This window comes from Acinetobacter sp. TSRC1-2 (assembly GCF_049895885.1).
Lineage (GTDB): Bacteria > Pseudomonadota > Gammaproteobacteria > Pseudomonadales > Moraxellaceae > Acinetobacter.
This window is the reverse complement of sequence record NZ_JAFCTF010000001.1, coordinates 614019-635520: the sequence shown is the minus strand read 5'-3', so window position 1 is coordinate 635520 and position 21502 is coordinate 614019. Positions and strand designations below refer to the sequence as shown.

Here is a 21502-nt window from a genome sequence, read left to right as displayed (position 1 = left end):
GTCACGGGCACATTTAACGGTGCGCCTTCTTCCTTCCAGTTTGGGAACAACTCATTCATGGCACGCGGTTCAAGTACCGCACCAGACAGGATATGTGCACCGACTTCAGAGCCCTTTTCCACGACACAAACGGACAGATCGTTTAGATTGTTTTCAATTGCAAGTTGGCGGATTTTGATCGCTGCAGAAAGACCCGCAGGGCCTGCGCCTACGATAACGACGTCAAACTCCATCGATTCACGTTCGATGTGTTCCATGTAGGACTCCTCATATGATTTGAAGGTGGCAACCGTAATGATTTCACTCGGTGCTGCCATGAGTGTTCTTAAAGCCCAGACACAATTTTATTATCGTGTCTTTTATATTGTGGGCTAGTATAGTTTTAAACCGTGATCTAGCCAATTGGCTGAATCATATTATTTTTCCGTCAGCAGGGGTATTCCGTATGGTTAATCAAAATAATTCACCAAATCAGACGAAAAATGTCGATATTCCTGATGATAAAAATTTAATGGGTATTACACAATACTTAAAAGATGCACAGACCGGTCACAAAAGGTCAATACCCCCATTGGATCAATTTAACCCAAAGCATTGTGGTGCAATGGATTTGAAGGTAAAAGCTAATGGAGAATGGTGGCACGAAGGTCAATTGATCAAGCGTCAAGCCATGATTGACTTGTTCTCAACCGTACTTTGGAAAGAAGAGGGCAAGTTCTACCTAAAGACCCCGGTAGAGCAAATTGAAATAGAAGTGGAAGATGAGCCTTTATTTGTGAACCAGGTGGATCAGGTTAAAATTGAGGGTAAAACCTATATTCAATTGTCCACCACTACTCAAGATATTGTGATTGTAGATCAGGAACACCCAGTTTTTATGCGTGAATATTTAGGTGAATTACGTCCTTATGTGCATGTTCGCTTTGGCATCAATGCCCTAATTCAACGTTCTGCTTTTTTTCATTTAATTGAAATGGGACAGCTCCTTGAAAATGCTGAGGGTGATACCATCTTAAACCTACAAAGTGGCGATTTTTACTTGCAATTAGGCACCTGAGGTTTAAGCTTTGTTCTTCCCAATTTTGAACTGCTGAAAGTGAAGCTATGACAGCCATTCATCCTATTTCTCCTTTAACAAATCCAATGCCCAAGGCGCAACCTGATGCTCCTATTGGGATTTTTGACTCTGGAATAGGTGGATTGTCTATAGCACAGGACATTGCAAATTATTTACCCAAAGAACGTATCCTTTATTATGCCGATACCGCAAATGTGCCTTATGGACCGCGTGATGATCAAAATATTCGCGATTTGACCGCCAATGCAATTGAATGGTTATATCGCCATGGCTGTAAAGTGGCAGTGGTGGCATGCAATACCGCATCTGCATTTAGCCTGGATTATTTACGTGATCATTATGGTGAAGATTTTCCAATTATCGGTTTAGTGCCGGCATTAAAACCTGCTGTATTACAAACTAAGTCAAAAACAATCGCGGTTCTTGCAACGCCAGCGACTTTTCGGGGCAAACTGATTCAAGATGTGATGCAACGTTTTGCCCTGCCTGCCCATGTGAATGTCATTCCTGTGACCTGTCTGGAATTAGTGCCCTTTGTGGAAAATGGAGCGCAGATGAGTGCGGAATGTTTAGCAACCTTAAAAGAAATACTACAACCAGTGGTAGACCAAGGGGCAGATTATTTAGTCCTGGGATGTACCCATTATCCCTTCTTAAAACCTGCGATTGAGTCAATTTTTGGTCAGAAACTGACATTAATTGACTCTGGAGTACCAGTTGCGCGACAAACAGCCCGAATTTTGATTAAAAATGAGTTATTATTTGAACAAGATCAAAAAGACAGCTTACGAATTGAATGTCATGTCAGTGGCAATAATGCAGAAAATTTAAAAACTGTGTTGCAGTACTTGATTCAACAGAATTTAACTTGGGATATTCGCAACATTACTGTTGAATAAGCAAAGAAACGCAGCTAGTCTTTTGAAATATAGTAAAAAATTAGATTTTAGATTAGGGTGGTCGATTACAGCACAACTGCTAAGCATAACTACAGTTGGGGGATGTAATATGCAATTGGAAGAGGATAACCAATGCTCGATAAGCGTTATCAGGTTTTTATTTCTACGTCTGGTAGTGAAATGCAGCCAGAACGTATTGTTTTAGCTCAAACTCTAGTGGGGATGGGGTTCTTTTCTTGGGGATTAGAACAACGTACACCACTAAGTACGGCGTTTGCACGTCGTCAAATTGATGACTGCGACTATGTGGTAATTCTTTTGGGCAGTCAATATGGCGAGCAATCTGTGTCAGGTGTCGGGTATATGCACCTCGAATATATTTACGCTGTCACCAAACAAAAACCGATTATTGTATTTATGCATGAAGATCCGGCATCGCGGGACCCTGCTTTGCAGGATCAAAAACCGGAACTTCGCGAAAAATTCCTAGAATTCCGTAAATTATTACAACAAGAAGCCGATCAAATTTTTACTTATCGTAGCATTCGTGACTTGGAAATGGCGGTACGCTTTAATATGCCGCAAATGCTTGAACGCTATCCTGTTTCAGGATGGGTTCGACCGCAGAACACTCAATCCTTGCATGACGAAATTGATCAATTTAAAGCTAAAATTGAACAACTTGAAACAGAAGTGGGCAAACGAGAAGTCGATCCGTTCTTATCTTTACCCAAAGTATCAATGCATGAATTATTTTCTTTTGAATATCGAATGCATGCTTATCAAGACGGTAATTTCAAAGAATTGAAAATTCAAAAAAAACTGACTTGGGCACAGTTACTGAATATTTTAGGCACCATGTTTGTCAATCCGACGCCAGAAGAATATTTTTCTAAATGTATAAATGAATATTTAAATGATACAGGTCTGGCAGATGCACGTGTAGAAATGCCTCGTGCACATGCAGTGGCGCGTGCGCAGATTAATATTCGTGCTTTACACAGTATTAAAATGCAAATGCGTCAGAATGACTGGATTGTGCAATCTGGACGCGATGACCGGCAACGTATGTTGTGGCACATCACTCCCAAAGGGCAAAAGCTTTTAGAAAGTAATTCGCTTGAGAATAATCGTGTTTTTCAATTTAATTCACCGTATTAATTCATATAGAGAAAGTGCAGAAAACTGTTAAAGTAAACCAGTTCATCTATGTTGGAAAAGGGTTTGATGTTTTCTGCACCTAAAGCGAAAGTTACTATCATTTTGGCCAATTTGGGTACTCCTGATGCGCCAACTGTTCCGGCAGTCCGTCGTTTTCTGAAGCAGTTTTTATCTGATCAGCGGGTCATTGAAATTCCAAAACCCGTATGGCAACTTATTTTACGTCTATTTATTTTGCCATTTCGTCCCAAGCGTGTAGCTCATGCCTATGAAATGGTGTGGGGGCAAGATTCACCAATGCGTGAAATTTTGTTGCAACAAGTGGAAGCCGTACAACAACAATTAATCCCAGCTTATCCGCAATTCGAAATCAATGTTGTGCCGGCCATGACCTATGCTAATCCCGGTATTCAAAGTGTATTAGCCAAGTTAGCTGAACAACCGCAAGACCATATTATTTTACTGCCCCTATTTCCACAGTATTCGGCAACCTCTACCGCTCCACTGTATGATGCGGTCGCCAAATGGATACTGACCCAGCGTAATTTGCCGGGCTTATCGATTATTCGCGATTACTATCAACATCCTTTGTTTATTCAGGCTTTAGCGCAAAGTGTACGAGATTATCAAGCTGAACATGGCTCAGCGGAAAAACTGTTGATGTCTTTCCATGGTATTCCGCAGCCATATGCCGATAAAGGTGACCCTTATGCAGACCGTTGTCGTATTACTGCGCAACGTGTGGCCGATGAGCTTGGGTTAAAGGATCATCAGTGGGCAGCGAGTTTCCAATCTCGTTTTGGTAAGCAGGAGTGGATTAAGCCTTATACGGATGCGCTCTTGACCGAATGGGCAGAGCAAGGAGTGAAATCAGTACAGGTGATGAGTCCAGCTTTTTCTGCAGACTGTTTAGAGACTCTAGAAGAACTGGCCATACAAAATGCCGAATTGTTTGAGTCTTTGGGCGGTGAACAATATGCCTATATTCCGGCATTAAATGCCCGTGATGATCATATCGCATTGCTCACAACTTTGCTTCACGCTAATCTTGATGCATTAACCCATACATTAGCCCACTAATTTCAGCGAGATTCTCCCCATGTTACAAGTCAAAATTGTGCCTGTTACGGCATTTCAGCAAAACTGTTCGATTGTGTGGGATGCCGACAGCAAAGAAGCAATTTTGATTGATGCGGGTGGGGAGCCTGAAAAATTGAAAGCCGAAGTGGATGCTTTGGGTTTGACTGTTAAAGCCTTATGGTTGACCCATGGTCATCTGGATCATGCCGGTGCAGTAGGTACATTAACCAAATTATGGAATGTACCGGTCATTGGGCCGCATAAGGAGGATGCTTTTTGGCTGGATATGATTCAGGAAGTTTCAGCGCGTTATGGCTTTCCAATTCCGGAAAAAGTAGAGGTTAGCCAATGGCTTGAAGGTGGAGAAGTATTGAAGCTAGGTGAGGAAGAGTTTGAAGTCCGTTTTGCCCCAGGTCATACGCCGGGTCACGTGATGTTCTATAACAAAAATTACGGTTTATTATGGACAGGTGACGTGCTGTTTAAAGGTTCGATCGGCCGTACCGACTTTCCACGCGGAAATCATCAACAGTTATTAGATTCGATTCAGCGTGAATGTTTTAGTCTGCCGGATGAAACCCAATTTATTTCGGGTCATGGTCCAATCAGTACCATTGGTTTTGAAAAACAACATAACCCTTTTGTGGCGGGTAAAGCAGGTTAATGCCTGGGATTTTGTTGTAAAAAAAAGTCTGCATCTGCAGACTTTTTTATAGATGTTATTTTTTTAGATCATTAAAACTCATCTTCTTCACGACCGCCATCTGCTTGCGGCGCATCTTGAGTCGGCAGTTTATATTCATCATTTGCCCACGCTCCCAGATCAATCATTTTACAGCGTTCTGAACAAAAAGGACGGAACGCATTGCCTTCCCAAGTCGAAGGTTTGCCACAACGCGGGCAAGGAAAAGTGCGAGGCATCTTATTCTCCGGATAAAAATGATGATTCGATTAGTCAAACTCAGTCGCTCTTGCTAGACTTGAGCCGATTTTTGTTAGTTTGATCTGATTATGCCAATTCGTCAATTTCAAGCACAGCGTATGCATGCGCCTCGTGATTTTCAAATGATTAGCCCAGAGCCAATTTGTGTGGAAATTGGGGCAGGTAAAGGTAAGCATGCCTTGCTTTTTTCGAGTCAGCATCCCGAAAATAAATTGATTGCAATTGAACGCACCCGTGAAAAATATGTGGCGATGCAAAAACAGCATGCCTTGGAAGGACAAAGCAATTTACAGGCGATTCATGCCGATGCCATGCCATGGATTGTACATGCTTTATTGCCGGCACAAGTACAGCAATTTTTTATTTTATATCCAAATCCTGAACCGCATAATCCGGCACAGCGCTGGTTGAATATGCCATTTTTTGAATTTTTACTGTCGCGTTTACAGATCGGTGGCACAGTGACTTTGGCCAGTAATATTCCTGAATATATAGCAGAAGCAGAGCAACAGCTGATTGAGGTATGGAAATTACCGTTTATTAAAGAACTGATTCCAACCACTTCGGCACGCACCCATTTTGAAATTAAATATTTGGAACGTGGTGAATTGTGTCAGCAATTGATCATCACCAAGTCAGAAGGCTACACGACCCGTTTTGATGGTTTTATGCCGCTGCAAGGTCAAAATGCGGTGATCGAAACTGCATCAGAAACGAATGTAAAAGATGCTGAATAAGTTGGCTATAAAAAAGCGTGTCGCAATTATTGGAGCAGGTCCTGCAGGACTGATGGCTGCGGAAGTGTTAACTCAGTACGATTATGAGGTACATGTTTATGAGCAGAAACCATCGGCAGCACGTAAATTTTTAATGGCAGGCAAAACCGGCTTAAATATTTCCCATGCTGAACCTATGGCACAATTTATTCAGCGCTATGATCAAGCCGAGTGGCTTGCAGCTTGGATAAAACAGTGGGATGCAAACTGGATTCAACAATGGATGAAGGGCTTAGGAATTGAATCTTATATCGGTTCATCTGGGCGCGTATTTCCCGTTGAGATGAAAGCGGCTCCTTTACTTCGTGCCTGGTTAAAACGCTTAGCCGAACATGGGGTGATTTTTCATTATCGGCATCAGTGTCTGGACTTAAACCGTTCCGAATTACAGTTTAAAAATCTGGTCACAGAACAGGTTGAAACTCAGCAGTTTGATGCCATTGTGATGGCATGCGGTGCAGTGTCATGGTCACGACTTGGCAGTGACGGTGCGTGGCAACAATGGTTATCTCAGGATGAAATTGAAGCCTTTCAAGCCAGCAATGCCGGCGTGGAACGAGCCTGGTCCAAGTTTATGCATCCGGTATTTGGTCAGCCTTTAAAACGGGTAGAAGCATGGGTGGATAATCAAGCCAAAACCATGGGCGATATTGTGATTAGCCATTATGGCCTGGAAAGTAGTCTGATCTATAAACAGGGTCGTGCGTTGCGTCAGCAGCTTAAAAATGGTCAAGTCATGCAACTGTATTTGGATTTAATTCCAGATCAGACGGTTGAGCAACTCGCGCAAAAATTACAACCGAGTAAAAAGCAGTCTTTGAGTAATGTCTGGCGTAAAGCAGGTTTAGATAATGCCAAAGCCAATCTGGTGCGTGAGTTGGTGGCTAAAGATCTATGGAATGATCCGCGGGCTTTGGCACAGCAGATTAAACATTTGCCTATTCCTTTAGAGGGCTTCCGTCCAATAGAAGAAGCCATTAGCTGTGCCGGTGGAGTTAAACGAGACGTCTTGTCTGAACAACTGCAATTAAAGTCTAATCCGCATGTGTTTTGTTGCGGAGAGATGCTGGATTGGGATGCACCGACAGGCGGTTATTTATTGACTGCATGTTTTGCCACGGGTCGTGCTGCGGCTGAGGGTGTGCATGGTTATCTTGCTGCTGCCTTGCTGCAAAAATAGAGCAAGGAAGATTTTGAACCGTAATTTAAAGCATGTTAGGTTGATTACTCAAACCTTATGAAAAATGCGACTGTTATGTCTGAACAAAATCTATGTAGCGGAAGCTGTTTGTGTGGCGGTTTACGCTATGAAATTCAGGGTGAAATCGGTGACATCGTGCAATGTCATTGTCGAAAGTGTCGTAAAGCCAATGGCACAGCTTTTGCCACCAATGCTCCGATTAAAAAAGCCGATTTTAAAATTGTGCAAGGGGAGCATTTGCTGAAAAAGTTCCAATCCAGTGCAACCACTCAGCGTTGTTTTTGTGCTGATTGCGGCTCGCCGATTATCAGTATTAAAACTGAAACACCGGATCTGTACCGTTTAAGAATTGGCACACTGGATACACCACTTCAGCAAAAGCCGACCCAACATATTTTTGCTGCCTCCAAGGCAGAGTGGGATACGATTTGCGATGGCTTGGTGCAGCATGACGGGCGACCATAAATCATTGCAATAAAAATGAAGGGATCAAATGATCCCTTTTTTATCTATCCAGTTTTAGTAGTTGGATTGAGTGGTCTCGGATTTAGCTGCTTCCGCTTTTTTTGTTTCAGCTTTACCCATTTCCGGATATTGCGATTGCCAATGTTCAAGCTGTTCTTGAGCATGTAAAAACTCACCTAAACCTTTGACTCGATCGCCTGAATTTTTCATTACATCTGCTTTTTTATCTTTATTCTGATCATACAGTTTGGCTTGGTCTTGCCAGTATTCTGCAATTAAGCCTTGAATATAGCGACCTTGCTGGGTTTTCAAGTCCAGATCTTTCAGCATATTGAGTGCCGACTGAACATTGTCGCGTTTGCGGTCGTGCGCAAATTCATCGGTGAGTGAACCCTTTTCCTGCATTTTCGTCAGCTCGTCTTCCATATCATCACTCATTTGGGTGAAACGCGTGTCGAAGTCGGTGAGTAAGGCAATATCATGTTGATCATCTGCAGTTTTCTCGAACGCTTTGACCGGTTCGGTAATCAAATCCTGCATGACTTTATCTTCAGGCTGAATTTTATCGTTTTGAGTGGTGCTATTTTTGCTGTTATCACAGGCCGTCAGAAAGATGCTTGAACATAATAAAACAGGCAGACCTAGTTGTTTCAATTTAATATTTTTCATGATGATTCCTTTATTTCTGATCGATTTTTTTAAAATCATAAGCATGGGTTACATAAGGGAAGGTAATTTCATCTTGTGGATATTTACCAGTGTAGCTGAAGACAATCTGTTCAAATAGGGCTTTTAATTGCTGTTGTTCTTGGTTCGGCATTGCAGCAATAAAACTGGTAGAAAGCAGACGCTTAGACACTACATTTTCTACCGTACCGATATGCTTCAGCTTAAAAGTCTGGATATTTTCCAACTGAAATAAGGATTGATGCTGAAACACATTTTTCCACTTTCCACTATGATAACGAGGTGTGTTACCCTCCAAAGGTTCAATCAGATCTGCCAGTGTCTTGACCCAGTCAACGTCTATATCACGTTGATTCCAGATCAGTGCCAAATGTCCGGATGGTTTCAAGGCTTGATGAATTTGCTGTAAAGTCTCAAGATTGGCAAACCAGTGGAAGGATTGTGCACAGATGACCGCATCCATACTATTTGCAGTGACAGGCAAATGTGCACTAGAGGCTTGCAGGGTTTGAATCTCGGGATATAGCTGTTGCAGCTGTGCCAGCATCTCCTGAACCGGTTCAATCGCGGTGATGTGCGAAGTTATTTGCCCTAAGTAGGATAAGAATTTGCCCGTGCCGGAACCGAGATCGATGACATGCGATTTTTCGCAAAGTTGCAGCTGATCTTGCAGCCAGCTGACGATATCTTGTGGATAATCGGGACGCACCTGTTGATACAGTTCTGCAGCAGAACTGAAACCTTTTTGAGCAGCTGGATGAAGTGATTGTGTCATATTTTGCGCTTTTTAATATTCTTGGCATCTATAAAATAACATAGTCGCTTTTCGTAAATAGGCAAGGTGTCTATTTGTTCTATTGACTGTACAAAACAAGGGCCGATTTGCTTCGGTGTGGAAATGGAAAAACACATTATTTTTGAAGACGAACAAATTCGTGCAATATTTTTAAAAGGTTCATCGGAGGAGCTGGTTTTCTCTTTTGGCGATTTAATTACCCGTGCCAAAGGGCTGGCGATTAATGCCGAAAAATCCTTGCATAAACATGATTTTAATGTAATTGGAATTATGCCGAAGCAGAAATCGTGGTTTCCGGAAAGCTCAATGCGACAGATGTTTGCCGAGATTCAGGAACTGATTGCGCCGTTTGAAAAACGGATTGGCTATGGCGGTTCAATGGGCGGTTATGCTGCAATCAAGTATTCAAATTTGCTTGACTTAAAACGCGTGGTTGCATTGGTGCCGCAGTATTCAATCAATCCTGAGGAGGTTGAAGACCCGCGCTATAACATGTTTTTCCATGAGGAACTAAATGCCAATATGCAGGTGCAGCCTCAAGATGTTTCAGCCGAGCGTGAATACCTTGTGGTTTATGATCCGTACTACCCCGAAGATCGCGCGCATTATTTAAAACTTGAGCAGGTTTTGCCTCAAATTCAGACCTTAAATTTACCCTTTACCGGACACGATGCAATTGCTGTGCTTGCCAGTTCAGAATTACTGCATGACTTTTTATTGCATGAATTTGATGCACCCTATTTCTATAAAAAAATTCGTCAGGTCAAAAAGAGCAGCAAGTTCTATTATCGTAAAGTGATTGAAAACTTATTGCCGCGCCATCGTAATGCCTTGGGTTCGATTTTAATTAATAATGATTTGCAGCTGGATAGCCAGTTTTTTGATGTGAAGTTGAAACAGAATCTACTGCGAGAATTGCTCAGCAACAAGCAAGTCAGTCAGCAAGATTTACTGAAACTCGGTATTCAGGTGAGTTTGCCCCAAGAAAACCGTAGTCATTTATTGGATTGTTTCGGCCATGGGCTGGTATTCAATGTGATTAGCCAAAAAATTGAAAGCTACGCCGCCGGTGCAATTGCCTTAAATCATAAATTTCTGATCCCGATTTTTGCCAAGGGCAGTGGTTTGGTGCAGATTAATTTAAATGATGAGCGCTATGTTGTGGCAATGAATGACCGTCATGTGATGAAGCTGTTTAAGGAACAGGAGCCGTTAACAACCGGCATGCATCCGATTGTGATCAAGAAATATAGCGATTTTTATTTGCTCAGTTATAAGCATTTAAACTTAAGTAATAATGAATACGGCAGTCATGATTTTATTGAAGACACGCCTGAAACTGCTCAATTCGTCACTCAACCGGAACTGTCTTAAGCATTATCGAATAGCCTGTGATTGTTTAAAACGAACCCGACTTTGGTCTTATTTTGATCGCTTGCTTTATATTTTAATCGGTCTAAGATAGAAAATATAAAGCAAGTTAAATTTGCTAAATGTTGAACAACAAACAAATAAACACGACAGGGTGCTTAAGGATGAAACGTGATTTTATACCGGCTGTGCTTTTAACCATCATCTCTATATCGATACCTTCCTATGTTTTTGCCCAGAGTCCAGATGCCACTTATATGATTATGGGCGCAGGATTGCTGGTGGTGTTTGCCTTGGCAATCTATGTATTTTTTGAAATTCGGAAGTCGATTCAAGTCCATATTAATAAACCCACTAAATAGTGGGTTTTTTCATATCTGCTACCTGAATTTGGTTGAAAAAGCATGCACATCTGGCTTTTAATGCATGGGGGAATAATTTGCAGATCCCTCTCTGAACCAGCCAAGGAATGCATCATGAAAGCCGTATTTTTAGACTATGAATCACTTGATCAAAATGATTTGGATTTTAGTACGCTCGAAGCGGCTTTTGATGAGTTAAGCCTATTTCCAAGCACTCAGCCAGCGCAAGTTTTAGAACGTGTGCGGCATGCAGATGTCATTATCAGTAATAAAGTGCTGGTGGATGCAGCAACGATTCAGCAATGTCCGAATTTAAAACTGATTTTAATTTCCGCGACAGGTACAAACAATGTTGACCTGATTCAAGCACGTGCACAGGGTATTGTGGTGTGTAATTGTCAGGGTTATGGCACTTCGGCTGTAGCACAGCATACCTTGGCCTTAATGTTGGCTTTAGCCACTTCATTGCTTAAATATGACCGCGCGGTGAAACAAGGTGAATGGAATAAAGCCTCGCAATTTTGTTTGCTGGATTTCCCTATTATTGAACTGGAAGGCAAAACTTTAGGAATTATTGGTTATGGTGAATTAGGACAGGCGGTTGCAAAACTGGCTGAAGCGTTTGGCATGAAAATACTGGTCGGATCTTTACCAAATCGTCCAACTGATGCCAGTCGTATTCCTGTTGCAGATTTATTGTCTCAAGTCGATTTCCTGAGTCTGCATTGTCCATTAACCGACGATACCCGTGATTTGATAGATGCCCAAGCCTTCGATGCCATGAAACCGAGTGCATTTTTAATTAACTGTGCACGTGGTGGCATTGTCAATGAACAAGCGCTTGCGGATGCTTTACGCCAAGGCAAAATTGCCGGGGCTGCAACCGATGTTCTTACGGTTGAACCACCGAAAGAAGGTAATGTGTTATTGGCAGATGATATTCCAAACTTGATTATTACCCCACATAGTGCGTGGGGCAGTGTTGATGCCCGACAACGCATTGTGCAGCAGATGCTAGACAATGTAGCAGCGTTTAAATCTGGTCAGCCGACTCGACAAGTGAATTAAATTAACCGACTCCCAATTTCGCCCGCTTCTGAAAAGAAGAGAGCAGATTCATTATAAGTTGGTGGTTGCATTGTTTTGTACCGGTTGTACTTGGGTCGAGGGTACGGATTGAACGGGAGCGGAATCCACTCCTGTCGATGACTGACTCAAAGGATGGGAAACAATAGGCGCAGGCTGGTCATTTGGACTACCCATAATTTTATCTTTGGTTTCATTCAGTTTTTTATTTACTGTTGCTGCTGCATGTTGAGATTTTTCTTTTGCCACTGCCGATTTTTCCGTAGCAAAATCTTTGGTTCCTTCCCAGGCATTTTCAACTTTAGGTTTTACTTTCGCGATTCCTTTTTGTGCAGCATGATCAACTTTTTCAGCCGTATTTTGCACCGATGTTTGCGCCTTGTGGGTAATCACTTTAAAAATATTGGGATTATCACCATATGGTGCAGCCTGACGCTGTGTGGGAGTCGCAGTTTCGGTCGTTGTTTGAGCAAAAAGGGGAGTTGAAGCCAAAATTGCGCTGGTAATTAATGCAGCTTTCATCGTTTTCATTATGGGTTTTATTCCTGTTTTAACGCTCGTTTCGAGTCATTTCATCTCTATTTAATTTTATTCTATAGGCTAATTTTGCTAGAAATATGAAGTTTGATGAAATGGCTACAGATTCATAACATTAAAAATAAATTCGTGATGCCCAGTAAAAGAAAAAGCCCATAAAAATGAGCTTTTCAGACATAAATTTTAAACACTACGTTATTTTTGGTGACTTACTGACGCATTTGTATCTAGACCTACTTTTGCATTAGCCGCTGGAGTATTTAACTCGACTTTGGCATTCGTATTTAGACCGGCATTGCCTGACTGGGAACTTACAGTGTCTTTGGTTTTTTGCAATTTTTCACTGCTAAAGTTTTTGGTTTTATCGGCTTTATCAGCGACGAAGGTTTTGGTTTTATCTGCTGTTTTCACGGTTGCATCTTTAATTTTTCCAGCTTTATTTACGACTGCCTGAGATTTTTCTGCAGTAAATTTTTTGGTGTTTTCTACAGCCTTTTTACCTGTGGTTCGAGTTTTATCAACGCCTTTTTCTACACCATGATCTACTTTGACCGCAGTGTTTTTAATGCCTTGACCTGCTTTTTGTGTGGTGTTTTGAATACCTTCGCCTGCTTTGTGAGCAGTGTTATGAATGCCTTGACCAACTGTATGGGTGGTATTTTTCACCCCGTTAGACAAGCTGTGTAATACACCGGGTTGTTCTGTTTTTATATCTGCTGTCGCTTGTACTGTGGTATTTGCGAACAGAGGAGAAGTGGCCAATAGTGCAGTGGTAATCAATGCAGTTTTAAGGGTTTTCATCGCTTAAATGTATCCTGTATGGCGAAACTCGAATGTTCACCGAGTTATAAGATTTCACATAATAAAGAGATTAATTCGTAAATTATTGGATTGAGAATAAAGTCACACGTTTTAGCAACACTGAATCAACAATATTGATAAGAATATGAAGAGAATTTACAGATCTGGTTTATATAATGATTTAAATTTGAGTTGTTTTTATAAAAAATGAACCTTTTGATATTTTAAATGTGAATTTTAAAACATCATCAGAAATAGGGGTGAAAACCTTTTAGATAAAAATATAAAGTGGAATGCTGGACTAAAATATTTTGAAAAAGAGCAGAATCACCAATTCAAATTTGAATCAGTGATTCTTGGTTGTATTAGTCACATTGTGCTAAAGCATCTTTATGAAAATGATGGCGCAGTGCAAGGAAGTTCTTTTGCACTTCTGGGGCATTGAGGTCAAATTTGTTTGCGGTACTGGTACCATCTTTGGCAAAGGTTGCAGAGCCACCTGAAATAAGCGTTAAGCCTTTAAAAGCCCATTGTTCTACTGACTTGCCAGCTTCTAGGTTGCCCGTAAATTCAATCACGCATTTTCCGGGAAATTTGGTCAGTTTTGCTTTGTTGTTGGTGGTGTTTGGATAGACTTCCAGGTTTTGGACTTCCTGTAATACACCTGTTTCAAGCTGTGGAATAGTAGGTGCAGATGTACACGCTGTAAGAGCAATACCCGCAAGACCAGTCAAAATAATCGTTTTAAATTTCATATGATTCTTTCTTGTTGAGTGTTGTTAGTTTGAGTATATGAAATATAACGTGAAATGCCTATATGAAAATTATTTACGCTATGAGATATCTTGATCTAATTCATTTTCCTTTAGAGGTACTAAATCAGATAATGCCTCAACGATTTCTAAAATGCTTTGATTTGCAGTATTTAATGCAACTTTATTTGCTAAATTGGGACTGAAGTTAATTATTTGATCTTTTGATACCCCATACCATATTGGTAAAATTCGCTTTATGCCACTATTCATTTCTTGGGCTACTAAAGATTCAAACTCATAACGTGTCCAATTTTTTCTAATAAAGGCTTCTGAAGCTACAACTACTGCGAACTTTGATTTAATTAGTCCTTTATTGATTTCAGCCGTTAGGCTATCTCCGACTTTAAGTGTATCTCGTCGTACCAAACTTTATAGCCTGCATCATTTAAAGCTTGATAAAGTGTACGGACAAATTCTTCTTTATCTTCAGATGCATGCGAAATGAAAAAATCATATTCCAATTCCGGTAAACTTTCTTTATGTTGAACGCCAGCATTTGAAATCATTTGTGTTACAGCTTTACTATTTAAAACTTGTTGTTGGCTAAGTTTCTTTTCTAAAGCCATTATTTTTTTATTTTCCGCTTCTTGTTCTTTAGATAACTTTTGTTTTTCTTTTAATAAATTAGTTTCTGCTATACCTAATTTTTTCTGTAATTCAGATTTTTTCTGCTGACATTTTAAAACTTCAGTTTGCTTGCGATTCATTTCTGAAGTCTTGCTAGTTAAAGTACTTAAACTTACATTTTTGGAGTTCAATGATTTTAAAATTTGGTTAATTTTATCATTTAGAGTAGCTTCTTTTTTATTTTCTTGGCTAATTTTCAAATTTAAATCAGAGATTTTTTTGGTGTAACGGTTGATATTCTGAATTCTTAAATTACTTACCATTTGAATTTCCTGATTAAAAATGAGTTATTTTTGATCAAAATATCATTTAAATTATGGAATTACAAAATAAAAAACCCGCTTTAAAGCGGGTTTTTTATTAAATCAGAACTTAGTGCTGAAGCACAGAAATATCAGCCACTTTGGTAAACAAGTCGCGAAGCTGTGCAAGCATACGTAAACGGTTTTCTTTCAATTCAGCATCATCTGCCATGACCATTACACCGTCAAAGAACGCATCGACTGGCGCACGAAGGGCAGCCAAAGCAGACAATGCAGCAGTATAGTCTTTCGCAGCAAATAACGGCTCAACCACTGGCGTGATTTTCGCAAGTTCAGCGAACAATGCTTTTTCAGCATCTTCAACCAAGTTTGCTTCAACAACCTCACCTGTCGGTGCAGCTTCTTTAGCAAGAATGTTGGCAACACGTTTGTTGGCAGCAGCAAGTGCAGCAGCTTCAGGCAATGCACGGAAGTGATTTACCGCATTTACACGCTTGTCAAAATCAAGTGGGGATTTTGGTGACAACGCTTGAACGGCTTGAATCACGTCAACCGCAACGCCTTGGTCTTCGTATTTCGCACGGTAACGACCTTCAAGGAATGCAACTGCATCCGCCAAAGTCTTGACATGATCTGCAACAACATTGCCATAAGCATTGAGTGCAAGCGTAATTAATTCTTCAATTGAAACGTCTAAATTATTTTCAGTCACAAGACGTAAGATACCAATTGCAGAACGGCGTAGTGCAAACGGGTCTTTCGAACCAGTAGGCGCTTGACCAATACCGAAAATACCGGTAAGCGTGTCTAAACGATCCGCAAGGGCAATGGTTGTACCTGTTTTGGTTTTTGGTAAAACGTCACCTGCAAACTTCGGTAAATATTGCTCACCTAAAGATTCAGCAACTTCATCATTTTCGCCTTCAATGCGTGCATAATACGTACCCGCGATCCCTTGAAGTTCTGGGAATTCACCCACTAACTCAGAAGTTAAATCGCATTTAGCAAGCAGGGCAGCTTTCTCAGCATCAGCAGGATTTGCACCAGTAAGTGGAGCAAGCGCTACAGCCAATTTTGCAATACGTGTCGATTTATCCCAAAGCGTACCCAGTTGTGCCTGAAACACCATGTTAGCCAGTTTCTCTTTACGCGATGCAAGCGGTTGCTTTTGATCTTGTAAGAAGAAGAATTCAGCATCAGACAAACGTGGACGAACGACTTTCTCGTTACCTTCAATAATTTGTGTCGGGTCTTTCGACTCAATGTTCGACACAGTAATGAAGTACGGTTGAAGTTTATTATCGCTATTGACCAAGCAGAAGTACTTCTGGTTGTCCTGCATAGTGGTGATGAGTGCTTCTTGAGGCACAGCAAGGAAGCGTTCTTCAAAGCTCGCACGAAGCGCAACAGGCCATTCAACCAGTGCAGTTACTTCGTCACGCAGATCGCTTGGTACTATCGCAATCGCATTCACTTCATCAGCCAAAGCTTTTACTTGCTGGTCGATAATAGCTTGACGCTCTTCAAAAGACGCTACAACGTGAGCCGCTTTGAGTTTTGCTAAGTATTCATCTGCATGGTTCAGCGTAATTGCTTCAGGTGCATGGAAACGGTGACCGTAAGTCACATTTCCTGCTTTATGATCCTGAATGGTTGCATCAATGATGTCATTGTCTTTTAACAATACAACCCATTTTACCGGACGTACGAATTCAGTACGGCTTGCCGCAGAACGCATACGTTTAGCAATCGGCAGATTGTCCAAAGCATTTTGCAAAATTTGCGGCAGTAAAGCGTCTAGGCTTTGACCTTTGACATCTTTCAAGTAGCAAACTTTCTCAACTTTACCGGCTTGGAAAGTCGATACTTGATCTACAGTGATGCCTTGACCACGCATAAAGCCTTCAAGTGCTTTAGTTGGTTTACCTTCAGCATCAAAGGCTGCTTGTTTAGCAGGGCCATCAAAACGTTTTTGTGTGTCGGCTTGTGCGCTATCAACATTAACGATTTTTAAAGCCAAACGACGAGGGGCTGCATAAGCTTCGATAGAATCGAAAGCAAGACCTGCATCTTTTAAGCCTTTAACGGTTTCTGCTTGTAGTGCATCACGTAATTTTTTTAAGCTTTTTGGCGGAAGTTCTTCACAACCTAATTCGAACAATACGGTATGTTTAGACATTATTTCTTCTCCGCTGCTTTTTCTGCTTGAGCCGCTTCTGCTTCAACTTGTGCTTTTAACTGTGCCAAAACTTCATCACGTAATTCAGGTTCTGCCATCGGGAAGCCAAGCTTGGCACGCGCTGCCACATAACTTTGTGCAATTGAACGTGCCAATGTACGTACACGTAGAATATAACGTTGACGTTCAGTCACTGAAATCGCACCACGGGCATCCAACAAGTTAAAGCAATGTGAGGCTTTAATCACTTGTTCATAAGCAGGCAGTGGAAGTTCAGCTTCGATTAAACGCGTTGCTTCAGCCTCATAAAAGTCGAACAATTCAAACATTTTTTCAACATTGGCATATTCGAAGTTATAGGTCGATTGTTCCACTTCATTTTGGTGGAATACATCGCCATAAGTCACTGTACCAAACTGACCTTTGGTCCAAACCAGATCGTAAACAGAATCGACACCTTGCAGGTACATCGCCAGACGTTCAAGACCGTAGGTAATTTCGCCTGTTACCGGGTAACATTCAACACCACCGACTTGCTGGAAGTACGTGAACTGAGTCACTTCCATACCGTTCAGCCAAACTTCCCAACCTAAGCCCCAAGCACCGAGTGTTGGAGATTCCCAGTTGTCTTCGACAAAACGAATATCGTGTACCAACGGGTCAATTCCGATTGCTTTTAATGAATCAAGATAAAGCTGCTGGATGTTATCCGGGTTTGGCTTCAATACCACCTGGAACTGGTAGTAGTGTTGCAAACGGTTTGGGTTTTCGCCATAACGACCATCTTTCGGACGGCGTGACGGTTGAACGTATGCAGCGTTCCAGGTTTCAGGGCCAAGCGCACGAAGGAAAGTCGCAGTATGGAATGTCCCTGCACCCATTTCCATATCGTAAGGTTGCAAAATGACGCAGCCTTGTTCAGCCCAGTAAGTTTGTAAGGCAAGAATTAAGCCTTGGAAGGTATCAATATGCGATATGGCGCGACTCATGGTCATCCACTTAGAATTAGAGAAAAATTGTGCTCAATTATAAGGACTTTGTAGAGGAGTGGCAAAGGGTTATACAGGAATCATCGAGGCTTTTGACGGATAGGGATGGTGAATCGAAAAAGCAGAAAAATATAAAGAATGAGCATAGGGGTCGAAATATACAACACGACAGTTAAATTTTGCAGCGCAAGATTTGGCGGAAAAATAAATCCTAACAAATCACCGAAGCCCAAATAACTCAAAATGATGGTCACAAAATTTAAGATTTTTAAGTATTTTAAAATGATTTAACTCAGAAGCAGCAAATGAAAAATGCTCATGAAGAAAATAAGATCAATACAGACAAATACAGAAAATGGCGCACTAAAAGTGAGCATGATGCTCTCTAATACTGTACTGCGCTCATAAAGCTTGAACAGAAAATAAGGGGCTAAAAACAAATGTACTAAATGGACTGACTAAAAGCGCTAAACATAAATATCCAAGCTTGGATTGTAAAGGCTGAAAGAGCCAATGGAAAGTGCCTGCATAGTGCTATATGTAGTGATTTTGCTTTGATCACAATGCTAAATTTAGATTAGTCGTTTATTTTTATTACTATTTTTTACGATGATATAAAAATTAAGAATAAAGTAGATATAGAGCTTTATTTAAAGAGCATTATGAGAAAGATAAACTGATCTTATACGATTATTTGTGTGAAATTGGTTTAATCTGCATACAGTAAAAATAATGTTTAAAAAATAAGGAAGACTATGACAACTTGTAAAATTCAATGCCATTTAAAATACAAGATTGTCCAAGCCACAGAATTTGTTTTCCAGCTTCAAGTTGCACATCATCCTGACCAAACCATTATTGAAGAACAGCTGACATTTAATCCGCCAATCGAATGGCGCGAATTTCAAGATTCAAGCCAGCAAAATCGTCATATTCGTTTGCATGTAGAACCCTGTGATGGTTTTGAAGTGAACTACAGTGCAATAGTTGAACGTTATCCTGTGGTTAATGCAGCTATTCAGCAAAACCTTAATGAAGTGGCAGTTCCTAATCTCCCTGATGAGGTTTTGCGGTATTTGTTGGCCAGTCGTTACTGTAATTCGGATTTATTGGTCGAAATGGCGAACCGATCATTTGGATGGATGAAGCCGGGCTATAGTCGGGTAAAAGCCATCGAGCAGTGGATTTATAACAATATTTTTTATGTGTCGGGCAGCTCGGACCAATTTACCACAGCAACAGACGTGCTCATCCAGCGGGCGGGGGTATGTCGTGACTTTGCCCATTTGGGAATTGCCCTGTGTCGTGCTTTAGGGATTCCGGCACGTATGGTGGTCGGTTATATCGAAATTGAAAAATTTCTACCGGATTTTCATGCCATTTTTGAAGCTTATTTAGAAGGGGGGTGGGTGTTGTTTGATCCGACTCGTTTGGCGCCTGTAGAAAATTTAATTCGAATTGGCACCGGAATGGATGCTGGAGAAGTCGCATTTTCGACATTTTATGGTGAGATTGAGCTGATAAAGATTGAACCCCTTATTACTGATCAGTTGGATGGCTAAGGAGGATATTCAAGGTGATTAAAAGTGTTGCCAAGTACAATGCTGTTAAGGCAATGTGAAATGTTCACTGTGTATTATTATCTGGTTTAAATCACTGTGGAGAATAAATGACAAACATTGCTCAATCTTTATGAATGCTATAATAAATGTATAGGTTTTTTATTTTAAAAGTCTATCAATAAACTGATAATGAAAAGATATAAAATGAATACACCTTTATGTAGCATCATTCTATAATTTGCGACTTCAACTCAAAAACCACAAAAGGCGTGCCGTGTTTCATCCACAACTTGAATGGCTCAATACCCTAAAACCTAATTTTAAAATTCTTCCGCTAAAAGACCGCCTGCTTTGTGGCATAGGTGCATTGATGGGGCTTGCACTTTCATCGCTGATCAGCTGGTGGGTGTTAGGCGATATTAACGCCTGGTATATCGCGCCAATGGGTGCATCATCGGTATTGCTGTTTGCCGTACCTGCCAGTCCATTGGCTCAACCGTGGAATATGGTGGTCGGGAATAGTATTGCAGGCATTATAGGCGTGAGCTGTGCGATGTATATTCCTAACTTAACGGAAGCCTTTAGTGTTGCAGTCGGTCTCTCGATTGTCTTAATGATGACCACAGATTCCTTGCATCCACCGAGTGGGGCGGTGGCCATTACTGCCGTTTTGGGGGGAGAGGCGGTACACCAACTTGGATACAACTTTGTTTTCTATCCGGTTCTATTGAATTCACTTTTATTGCTGACGATTGCAATAGTATTTAACCGCTTGCTAGGCAAACAATATCCGCAAGTGGCGCAAATCAACCAGCGTTCTAAAGATCCAACGCCAACTCAAAAAGTTACCATTCAACCGCAAGATATTCAAGACACTTTGGATCAGCAAACGGAGCTGCTGGATATTAGTGAATATGACTTACAAAAAATTATTTTAGCGGCTCAAGAAAAAGCCAATGCACGAGGCGTGAGTCATTTTAAGTGTCAGGACATCATGACCAAGGATGTGATTAGCTTGAATGAAAATGATGATATCCATTTGGCTTTAGATAAATTCAAGCATATGAATTTAATGAGCTTACCGGTGACAGACACTCAGCATCACTTGGTGGGAACACTGGCTCTATATGAAGTGGTGGAATGGTTTAAACGTGCGGCAGATTTAAGAACCACATGGGAGCGTCAGGTGAAACATATTATGGTGCGTCAAGTCGTCACCGTGAAACCCGAACAACCGATTCAGGATTTGGTGCCGTATTTTGTGGAACGTTCTTTTAATTATATTGCCGTGGTAGAAAACCAGAAAATGGTCGGAATTATTAGCCGCGCCGATATGATTGCAGCATTGAATCAAGAGCTAAATTTGGTGGCTAAAATCTAAAATGGGCAAAAAAAAGCTACGACTTATTGGGGTAAAAGTCGTAGCATAAAAGGGTAAAATATCAAAATTTAAAATATTAACGGTATGGATTAGAGTCTTGATTTACGGTACGAACCGGATTCTGATAGCCTTGGGCAGGATCTATTTGAAACTGTTTTTTAGGCATAATTAACCACAAAACCAAATAGACTAAAATTCCTGGAAATGCCGCGCTCATGATGGAAACAATTACAAATATAATGCGGAGCAAATTTGCATTCCAACCAAATCGTTCAGCAATACCACCCATTATACCTGCAATCATGTTTTGTCGGTTAGAGCGATATAAACCAACATTGGCCATCTAGGTCTCCTTAAAATTAGAAAAGGTGTGAAGTTAAATCAACTCACCTATAGTTTAGAAATGGTGATGTAAATTTTTTTTTAAAGTGATGCCGATTAGA

General features: G+C 40.9%; 23 protein-coding genes and 1 pseudogene. 13 read left to right on the top strand and 11 right to left on the bottom strand.

Annotated features, from left to right (window positions below):
* Positions 1-257 (bottom strand): NAD(P)-binding protein (locus ACP69Y_RS03000; protein ID WP_425916026.1); only part of this gene is annotated, 257 nt, incomplete at its 3' end.
* Between the two features lie 188 nt (positions 258-445).
* Between ACP69Y_RS03000 and ACP69Y_RS02995 the strand changes: the two genes are divergently transcribed.
* From ACP69Y_RS02995 to ACP69Y_RS02975, 5 genes are all read left to right on the top strand, one after another.
* Positions 446-1057, top strand: a complete 612-nt coding sequence (locus tag ACP69Y_RS02995) for a DUF1285 domain-containing protein (RefSeq protein WP_425916024.1) — start codon at positions 446-448, stop codon at positions 1055-1057.
* Positions 1058-1104: 47 nt separating this feature from the next.
* Positions 1105-1977, top strand: coding sequence for a glutamate racemase (murI, locus tag ACP69Y_RS02990; RefSeq protein ID WP_425916022.1), 873 nt, complete (start codon positions 1105-1107; stop codon positions 1975-1977).
* Between the two features lie 132 nt (positions 1978-2109).
* Positions 2110-3138, top strand: a complete 1029-nt coding sequence (locus tag ACP69Y_RS02985; RefSeq protein WP_425916020.1) for a DUF4062 domain-containing protein — start codon at positions 2110-2112, stop codon at positions 3136-3138.
* Between the two features lie 66 nt (positions 3139-3204).
* Entirely contained in the window at positions 3205-4218 is a 1014-nt protein-coding gene (gene hemH, locus ACP69Y_RS02980) for a ferrochelatase (RefSeq protein WP_425916077.1), read from the top strand.
* Positions 4219-4237: 19 nt separating this feature from the next.
* Positions 4238-4882, top strand: a complete 645-nt coding sequence (locus tag ACP69Y_RS02975) for an MBL fold metallo-hydrolase (RefSeq protein WP_425916018.1) — start codon at positions 4238-4240, stop codon at positions 4880-4882.
* Positions 4883-4953: 71 nt separating this feature from the next.
* On the opposite strand, the gene ACP69Y_RS02970 is transcribed toward ACP69Y_RS02975, so the two are convergent.
* Entirely contained in the window at positions 4954-5139 is a 186-nt protein-coding gene (locus ACP69Y_RS02970) for a DNA gyrase inhibitor YacG (protein WP_425916016.1), read from the bottom strand.
* Positions 5140-5223: 84 nt separating this feature from the next.
* Here ACP69Y_RS02970 and ACP69Y_RS02965 point away from each other — a divergent pair, with 84 nt between their 5' ends.
* From ACP69Y_RS02965 to ACP69Y_RS02955, 3 genes are all read left to right on the top strand, one after another.
* Positions 5224-5898 (top strand): SAM-dependent methyltransferase, encoded by a 675-nt coding sequence (locus tag ACP69Y_RS02965; protein WP_425916075.1) that lies wholly within the window; start codon positions 5224-5226, stop codon positions 5896-5898.
* Positions 5899-5905: 7 nt separating this feature from the next.
* Positions 5906-7117 carry a TIGR03862 family flavoprotein gene (locus tag ACP69Y_RS02960; RefSeq protein WP_425916074.1) on the top strand — a complete coding sequence of 404 codons (1212 nt, stop codon included), beginning with the start codon at positions 5906-5908 and terminating at the stop codon, positions 7115-7117.
* 75 nt (positions 7118-7192) lie between these two features.
* Positions 7193-7603 (top strand): GFA family protein, encoded by a 411-nt coding sequence (locus tag ACP69Y_RS02955; protein WP_425916014.1) that lies wholly within the window; start codon positions 7193-7195, stop codon positions 7601-7603.
* Between the two features lie 54 nt (positions 7604-7657).
* On the opposite strand, the gene ACP69Y_RS02950 is transcribed toward ACP69Y_RS02955, so the two are convergent.
* Together ACP69Y_RS02950 and ACP69Y_RS02945 are read right to left on the bottom strand one after the other, a co-directional pair.
* Positions 7658-8272 carry a hypothetical protein gene (locus ACP69Y_RS02950; RefSeq protein WP_425916012.1) on the bottom strand — a complete coding sequence of 205 codons (615 nt, stop codon included), beginning with the start codon at positions 8270-8272 and terminating at the stop codon, positions 7658-7660.
* A 10-nt stretch (positions 8273-8282) separates the two neighbouring features.
* Positions 8283-9065, bottom strand: a complete 783-nt coding sequence (locus tag ACP69Y_RS02945; protein WP_425916010.1) for a class I SAM-dependent methyltransferase — start codon at positions 9063-9065, stop codon at positions 8283-8285.
* 123 nt (positions 9066-9188) lie between these two features.
* On the opposite strand from ACP69Y_RS02945, the gene ACP69Y_RS02940 reads away from it, so the two are divergent.
* The 3 genes from ACP69Y_RS02940 (at position 9189) to ACP69Y_RS02930 (ending at position 11887) form a co-directional block, all read left to right on the top strand.
* Positions 9189-10460 (top strand): hypothetical protein, encoded by a 1272-nt coding sequence (locus tag ACP69Y_RS02940; RefSeq protein ID WP_425916008.1) that lies wholly within the window; start codon positions 9189-9191, stop codon positions 10458-10460.
* A 161-nt stretch (positions 10461-10621) separates the two neighbouring features.
* Positions 10622-10819: a hypothetical protein gene (locus ACP69Y_RS02935; RefSeq protein ID WP_425916006.1), complete on the top strand. Its 198-nt coding sequence runs from the start codon at positions 10622-10624 to the stop codon at positions 10817-10819.
* Positions 10820-10933: 114 nt separating this feature from the next.
* Positions 10934-11887 carry a 2-hydroxyacid dehydrogenase gene (locus ACP69Y_RS02930; RefSeq protein WP_425916004.1) on the top strand — a complete coding sequence of 318 codons (954 nt, stop codon included), beginning with the start codon at positions 10934-10936 and terminating at the stop codon, positions 11885-11887.
* A 51-nt stretch (positions 11888-11938) separates the two neighbouring features.
* Here ACP69Y_RS02930 and ACP69Y_RS02925 read toward each other — a convergent pair whose 3' ends face one another.
* From ACP69Y_RS02925 to glyQ, 6 genes and pseudogenes are all read right to left on the bottom strand, one after another.
* Positions 11939-12436 (bottom strand): hypothetical protein, encoded by a 498-nt coding sequence (locus ACP69Y_RS02925; protein ID WP_425916002.1) that lies wholly within the window; start codon positions 12434-12436, stop codon positions 11939-11941.
* Between the two features lie 201 nt (positions 12437-12637).
* Positions 12638-13243, bottom strand: coding sequence for a hypothetical protein (locus tag ACP69Y_RS02920; RefSeq protein WP_425916000.1), 606 nt, complete (start codon positions 13241-13243; stop codon positions 12638-12640).
* 365 nt (positions 13244-13608) lie between these two features.
* Entirely contained in the window at positions 13609-13998 is a 390-nt protein-coding gene (locus ACP69Y_RS02915; protein WP_425915998.1) for a hypothetical protein, read from the bottom strand.
* A gap of 78 nt (positions 13999-14076) precedes the next feature.
* A pseudogene (locus ACP69Y_RS02910) lies at positions 14077-14564 on the bottom strand (toll/interleukin-1 receptor domain-containing protein).
* A gap of 493 nt (positions 14565-15057) precedes the next feature.
* Positions 15058-17127: a glycine--tRNA ligase subunit beta gene (glyS, locus tag ACP69Y_RS02905; RefSeq protein ID WP_425915996.1), complete on the bottom strand. Its 2070-nt coding sequence runs from the start codon at positions 17125-17127 to the stop codon at positions 15058-15060.
* Complete coding sequence (gene glyQ, locus ACP69Y_RS02900) at positions 17127-18116, bottom strand: glycine--tRNA ligase subunit alpha (protein ID WP_131216329.1); 990 nt, start codon at positions 18114-18116, stop codon at positions 17127-17129. Before glyQ ends, glyS begins: the two co-directional genes overlap by 1 nt.
* 755 nt (positions 18117-18871) lie before the next feature.
* On the opposite strand from glyQ, the gene ACP69Y_RS02895 reads away from it, so the two are divergent.
* Together ACP69Y_RS02895 and ACP69Y_RS02890 are read left to right on the top strand one after the other, a co-directional pair.
* Positions 18872-19678 (top strand): transglutaminase-like domain-containing protein, encoded by an 807-nt coding sequence (locus ACP69Y_RS02895; RefSeq protein ID WP_425915993.1) that lies wholly within the window; start codon positions 18872-18874, stop codon positions 19676-19678.
* 274 nt (positions 19679-19952) lie between these two features.
* A complete protein-coding gene (locus ACP69Y_RS02890; RefSeq protein WP_425915991.1) occupies positions 19953-21059 on the top strand; it encodes an HPP family protein in 1107 nt (368 codons plus the stop codon).
* Between the two features lie 76 nt (positions 21060-21135).
* On the opposite strand, the gene ACP69Y_RS02885 is transcribed toward ACP69Y_RS02890, so the two are convergent.
* On the bottom strand, positions 21136-21402 hold the full coding sequence (locus ACP69Y_RS02885; protein WP_425915989.1) for a PspC domain-containing protein: 267 nt from the start codon (positions 21400-21402) through the stop codon (positions 21136-21138).
* Positions 21403-21502: the final 100 nt, after the last annotated feature.

Excerpts from the sequence above, each read along its gene's own strand:
- ACP69Y_RS02915 (WP_425915998.1), bottom strand. The coding sequence starts at position 13,998 with ATGAAATTTAAAACGATTATTTTGACTGGTCTTGCGGGTATTGCTCTT.
- ACP69Y_RS02920 (WP_425916000.1), bottom strand. The coding sequence starts at position 13,243 with ATGAAAACCCTTAAAACTGCATTGATTACCACTGCACTATTGGCCACT.
- ACP69Y_RS02945 (WP_425916010.1), bottom strand. The coding sequence starts at position 9,065 with ATGACACAATCACTTCATCCAGCTGCTCAAAAAGGTTTCAGTTCTGCT.
- ACP69Y_RS02975 (WP_425916018.1), top strand. The coding sequence starts at position 4,238 with ATGTTACAAGTCAAAATTGTGCCTGTTACGGCATTTCAGCAAAACTGT.
- ACP69Y_RS02935 (WP_425916006.1), top strand. The coding sequence starts at position 10,622 with ATGAAACGTGATTTTATACCGGCTGTGCTTTTAACCATCATCTCTATA.
- ACP69Y_RS02950 (WP_425916012.1), bottom strand. The coding sequence starts at position 8,272 with ATGAAAAATATTAAATTGAAACAACTAGGTCTGCCTGTTTTATTATGT.
- ACP69Y_RS02970 (WP_425916016.1), bottom strand. The coding sequence starts at position 5,139 with ATGCCTCGCACTTTTCCTTGCCCGCGTTGTGGCAAACCTTCGACTTGG.
- hemH (WP_425916077.1), top strand. The coding sequence starts at position 3,205 with ATGTTTTCTGCACCTAAAGCGAAAGTTACTATCATTTTGGCCAATTTG.
- ACP69Y_RS02930 (WP_425916004.1), top strand. The coding sequence starts at position 10,934 with ATGAAAGCCGTATTTTTAGACTATGAATCACTTGATCAAAATGATTTG.
- murI (WP_425916022.1), top strand. The coding sequence starts at position 1,105 with ATGACAGCCATTCATCCTATTTCTCCTTTAACAAATCCAATGCCCAAG.
- glyQ (WP_131216329.1), bottom strand. The coding sequence starts at position 18,116 with ATGAGTCGCGCCATATCGCATATTGATACCTTCCAAGGCTTAATTCTT.
- ACP69Y_RS02895 (WP_425915993.1), top strand. The coding sequence starts at position 18,872 with ATGACAACTTGTAAAATTCAATGCCATTTAAAATACAAGATTGTCCAA.
- ACP69Y_RS02925 (WP_425916002.1), bottom strand. The coding sequence starts at position 12,436 with ATGAAAACGATGAAAGCTGCATTAATTACCAGCGCAATTTTGGCTTCA.
- glyS (WP_425915996.1), bottom strand. The coding sequence starts at position 17,127 with ATGTCTAAACATACCGTATTGTTCGAATTAGGTTGTGAAGAACTTCCG.
- ACP69Y_RS02985 (WP_425916020.1), top strand. The coding sequence starts at position 2,110 with ATGCTCGATAAGCGTTATCAGGTTTTTATTTCTACGTCTGGTAGTGAA.
- ACP69Y_RS02955 (WP_425916014.1), top strand. The coding sequence starts at position 7,193 with ATGTCTGAACAAAATCTATGTAGCGGAAGCTGTTTGTGTGGCGGTTTA.
- ACP69Y_RS02940 (WP_425916008.1), top strand. The coding sequence starts at position 9,189 with ATGGAAAAACACATTATTTTTGAAGACGAACAAATTCGTGCAATATTT.
- ACP69Y_RS02995 (WP_425916024.1), top strand. The coding sequence starts at position 446 with ATGGTTAATCAAAATAATTCACCAAATCAGACGAAAAATGTCGATATT.
- ACP69Y_RS02885 (WP_425915989.1), bottom strand. The coding sequence starts at position 21,402 with ATGGCCAATGTTGGTTTATATCGCTCTAACCGACAAAACATGATTGCA.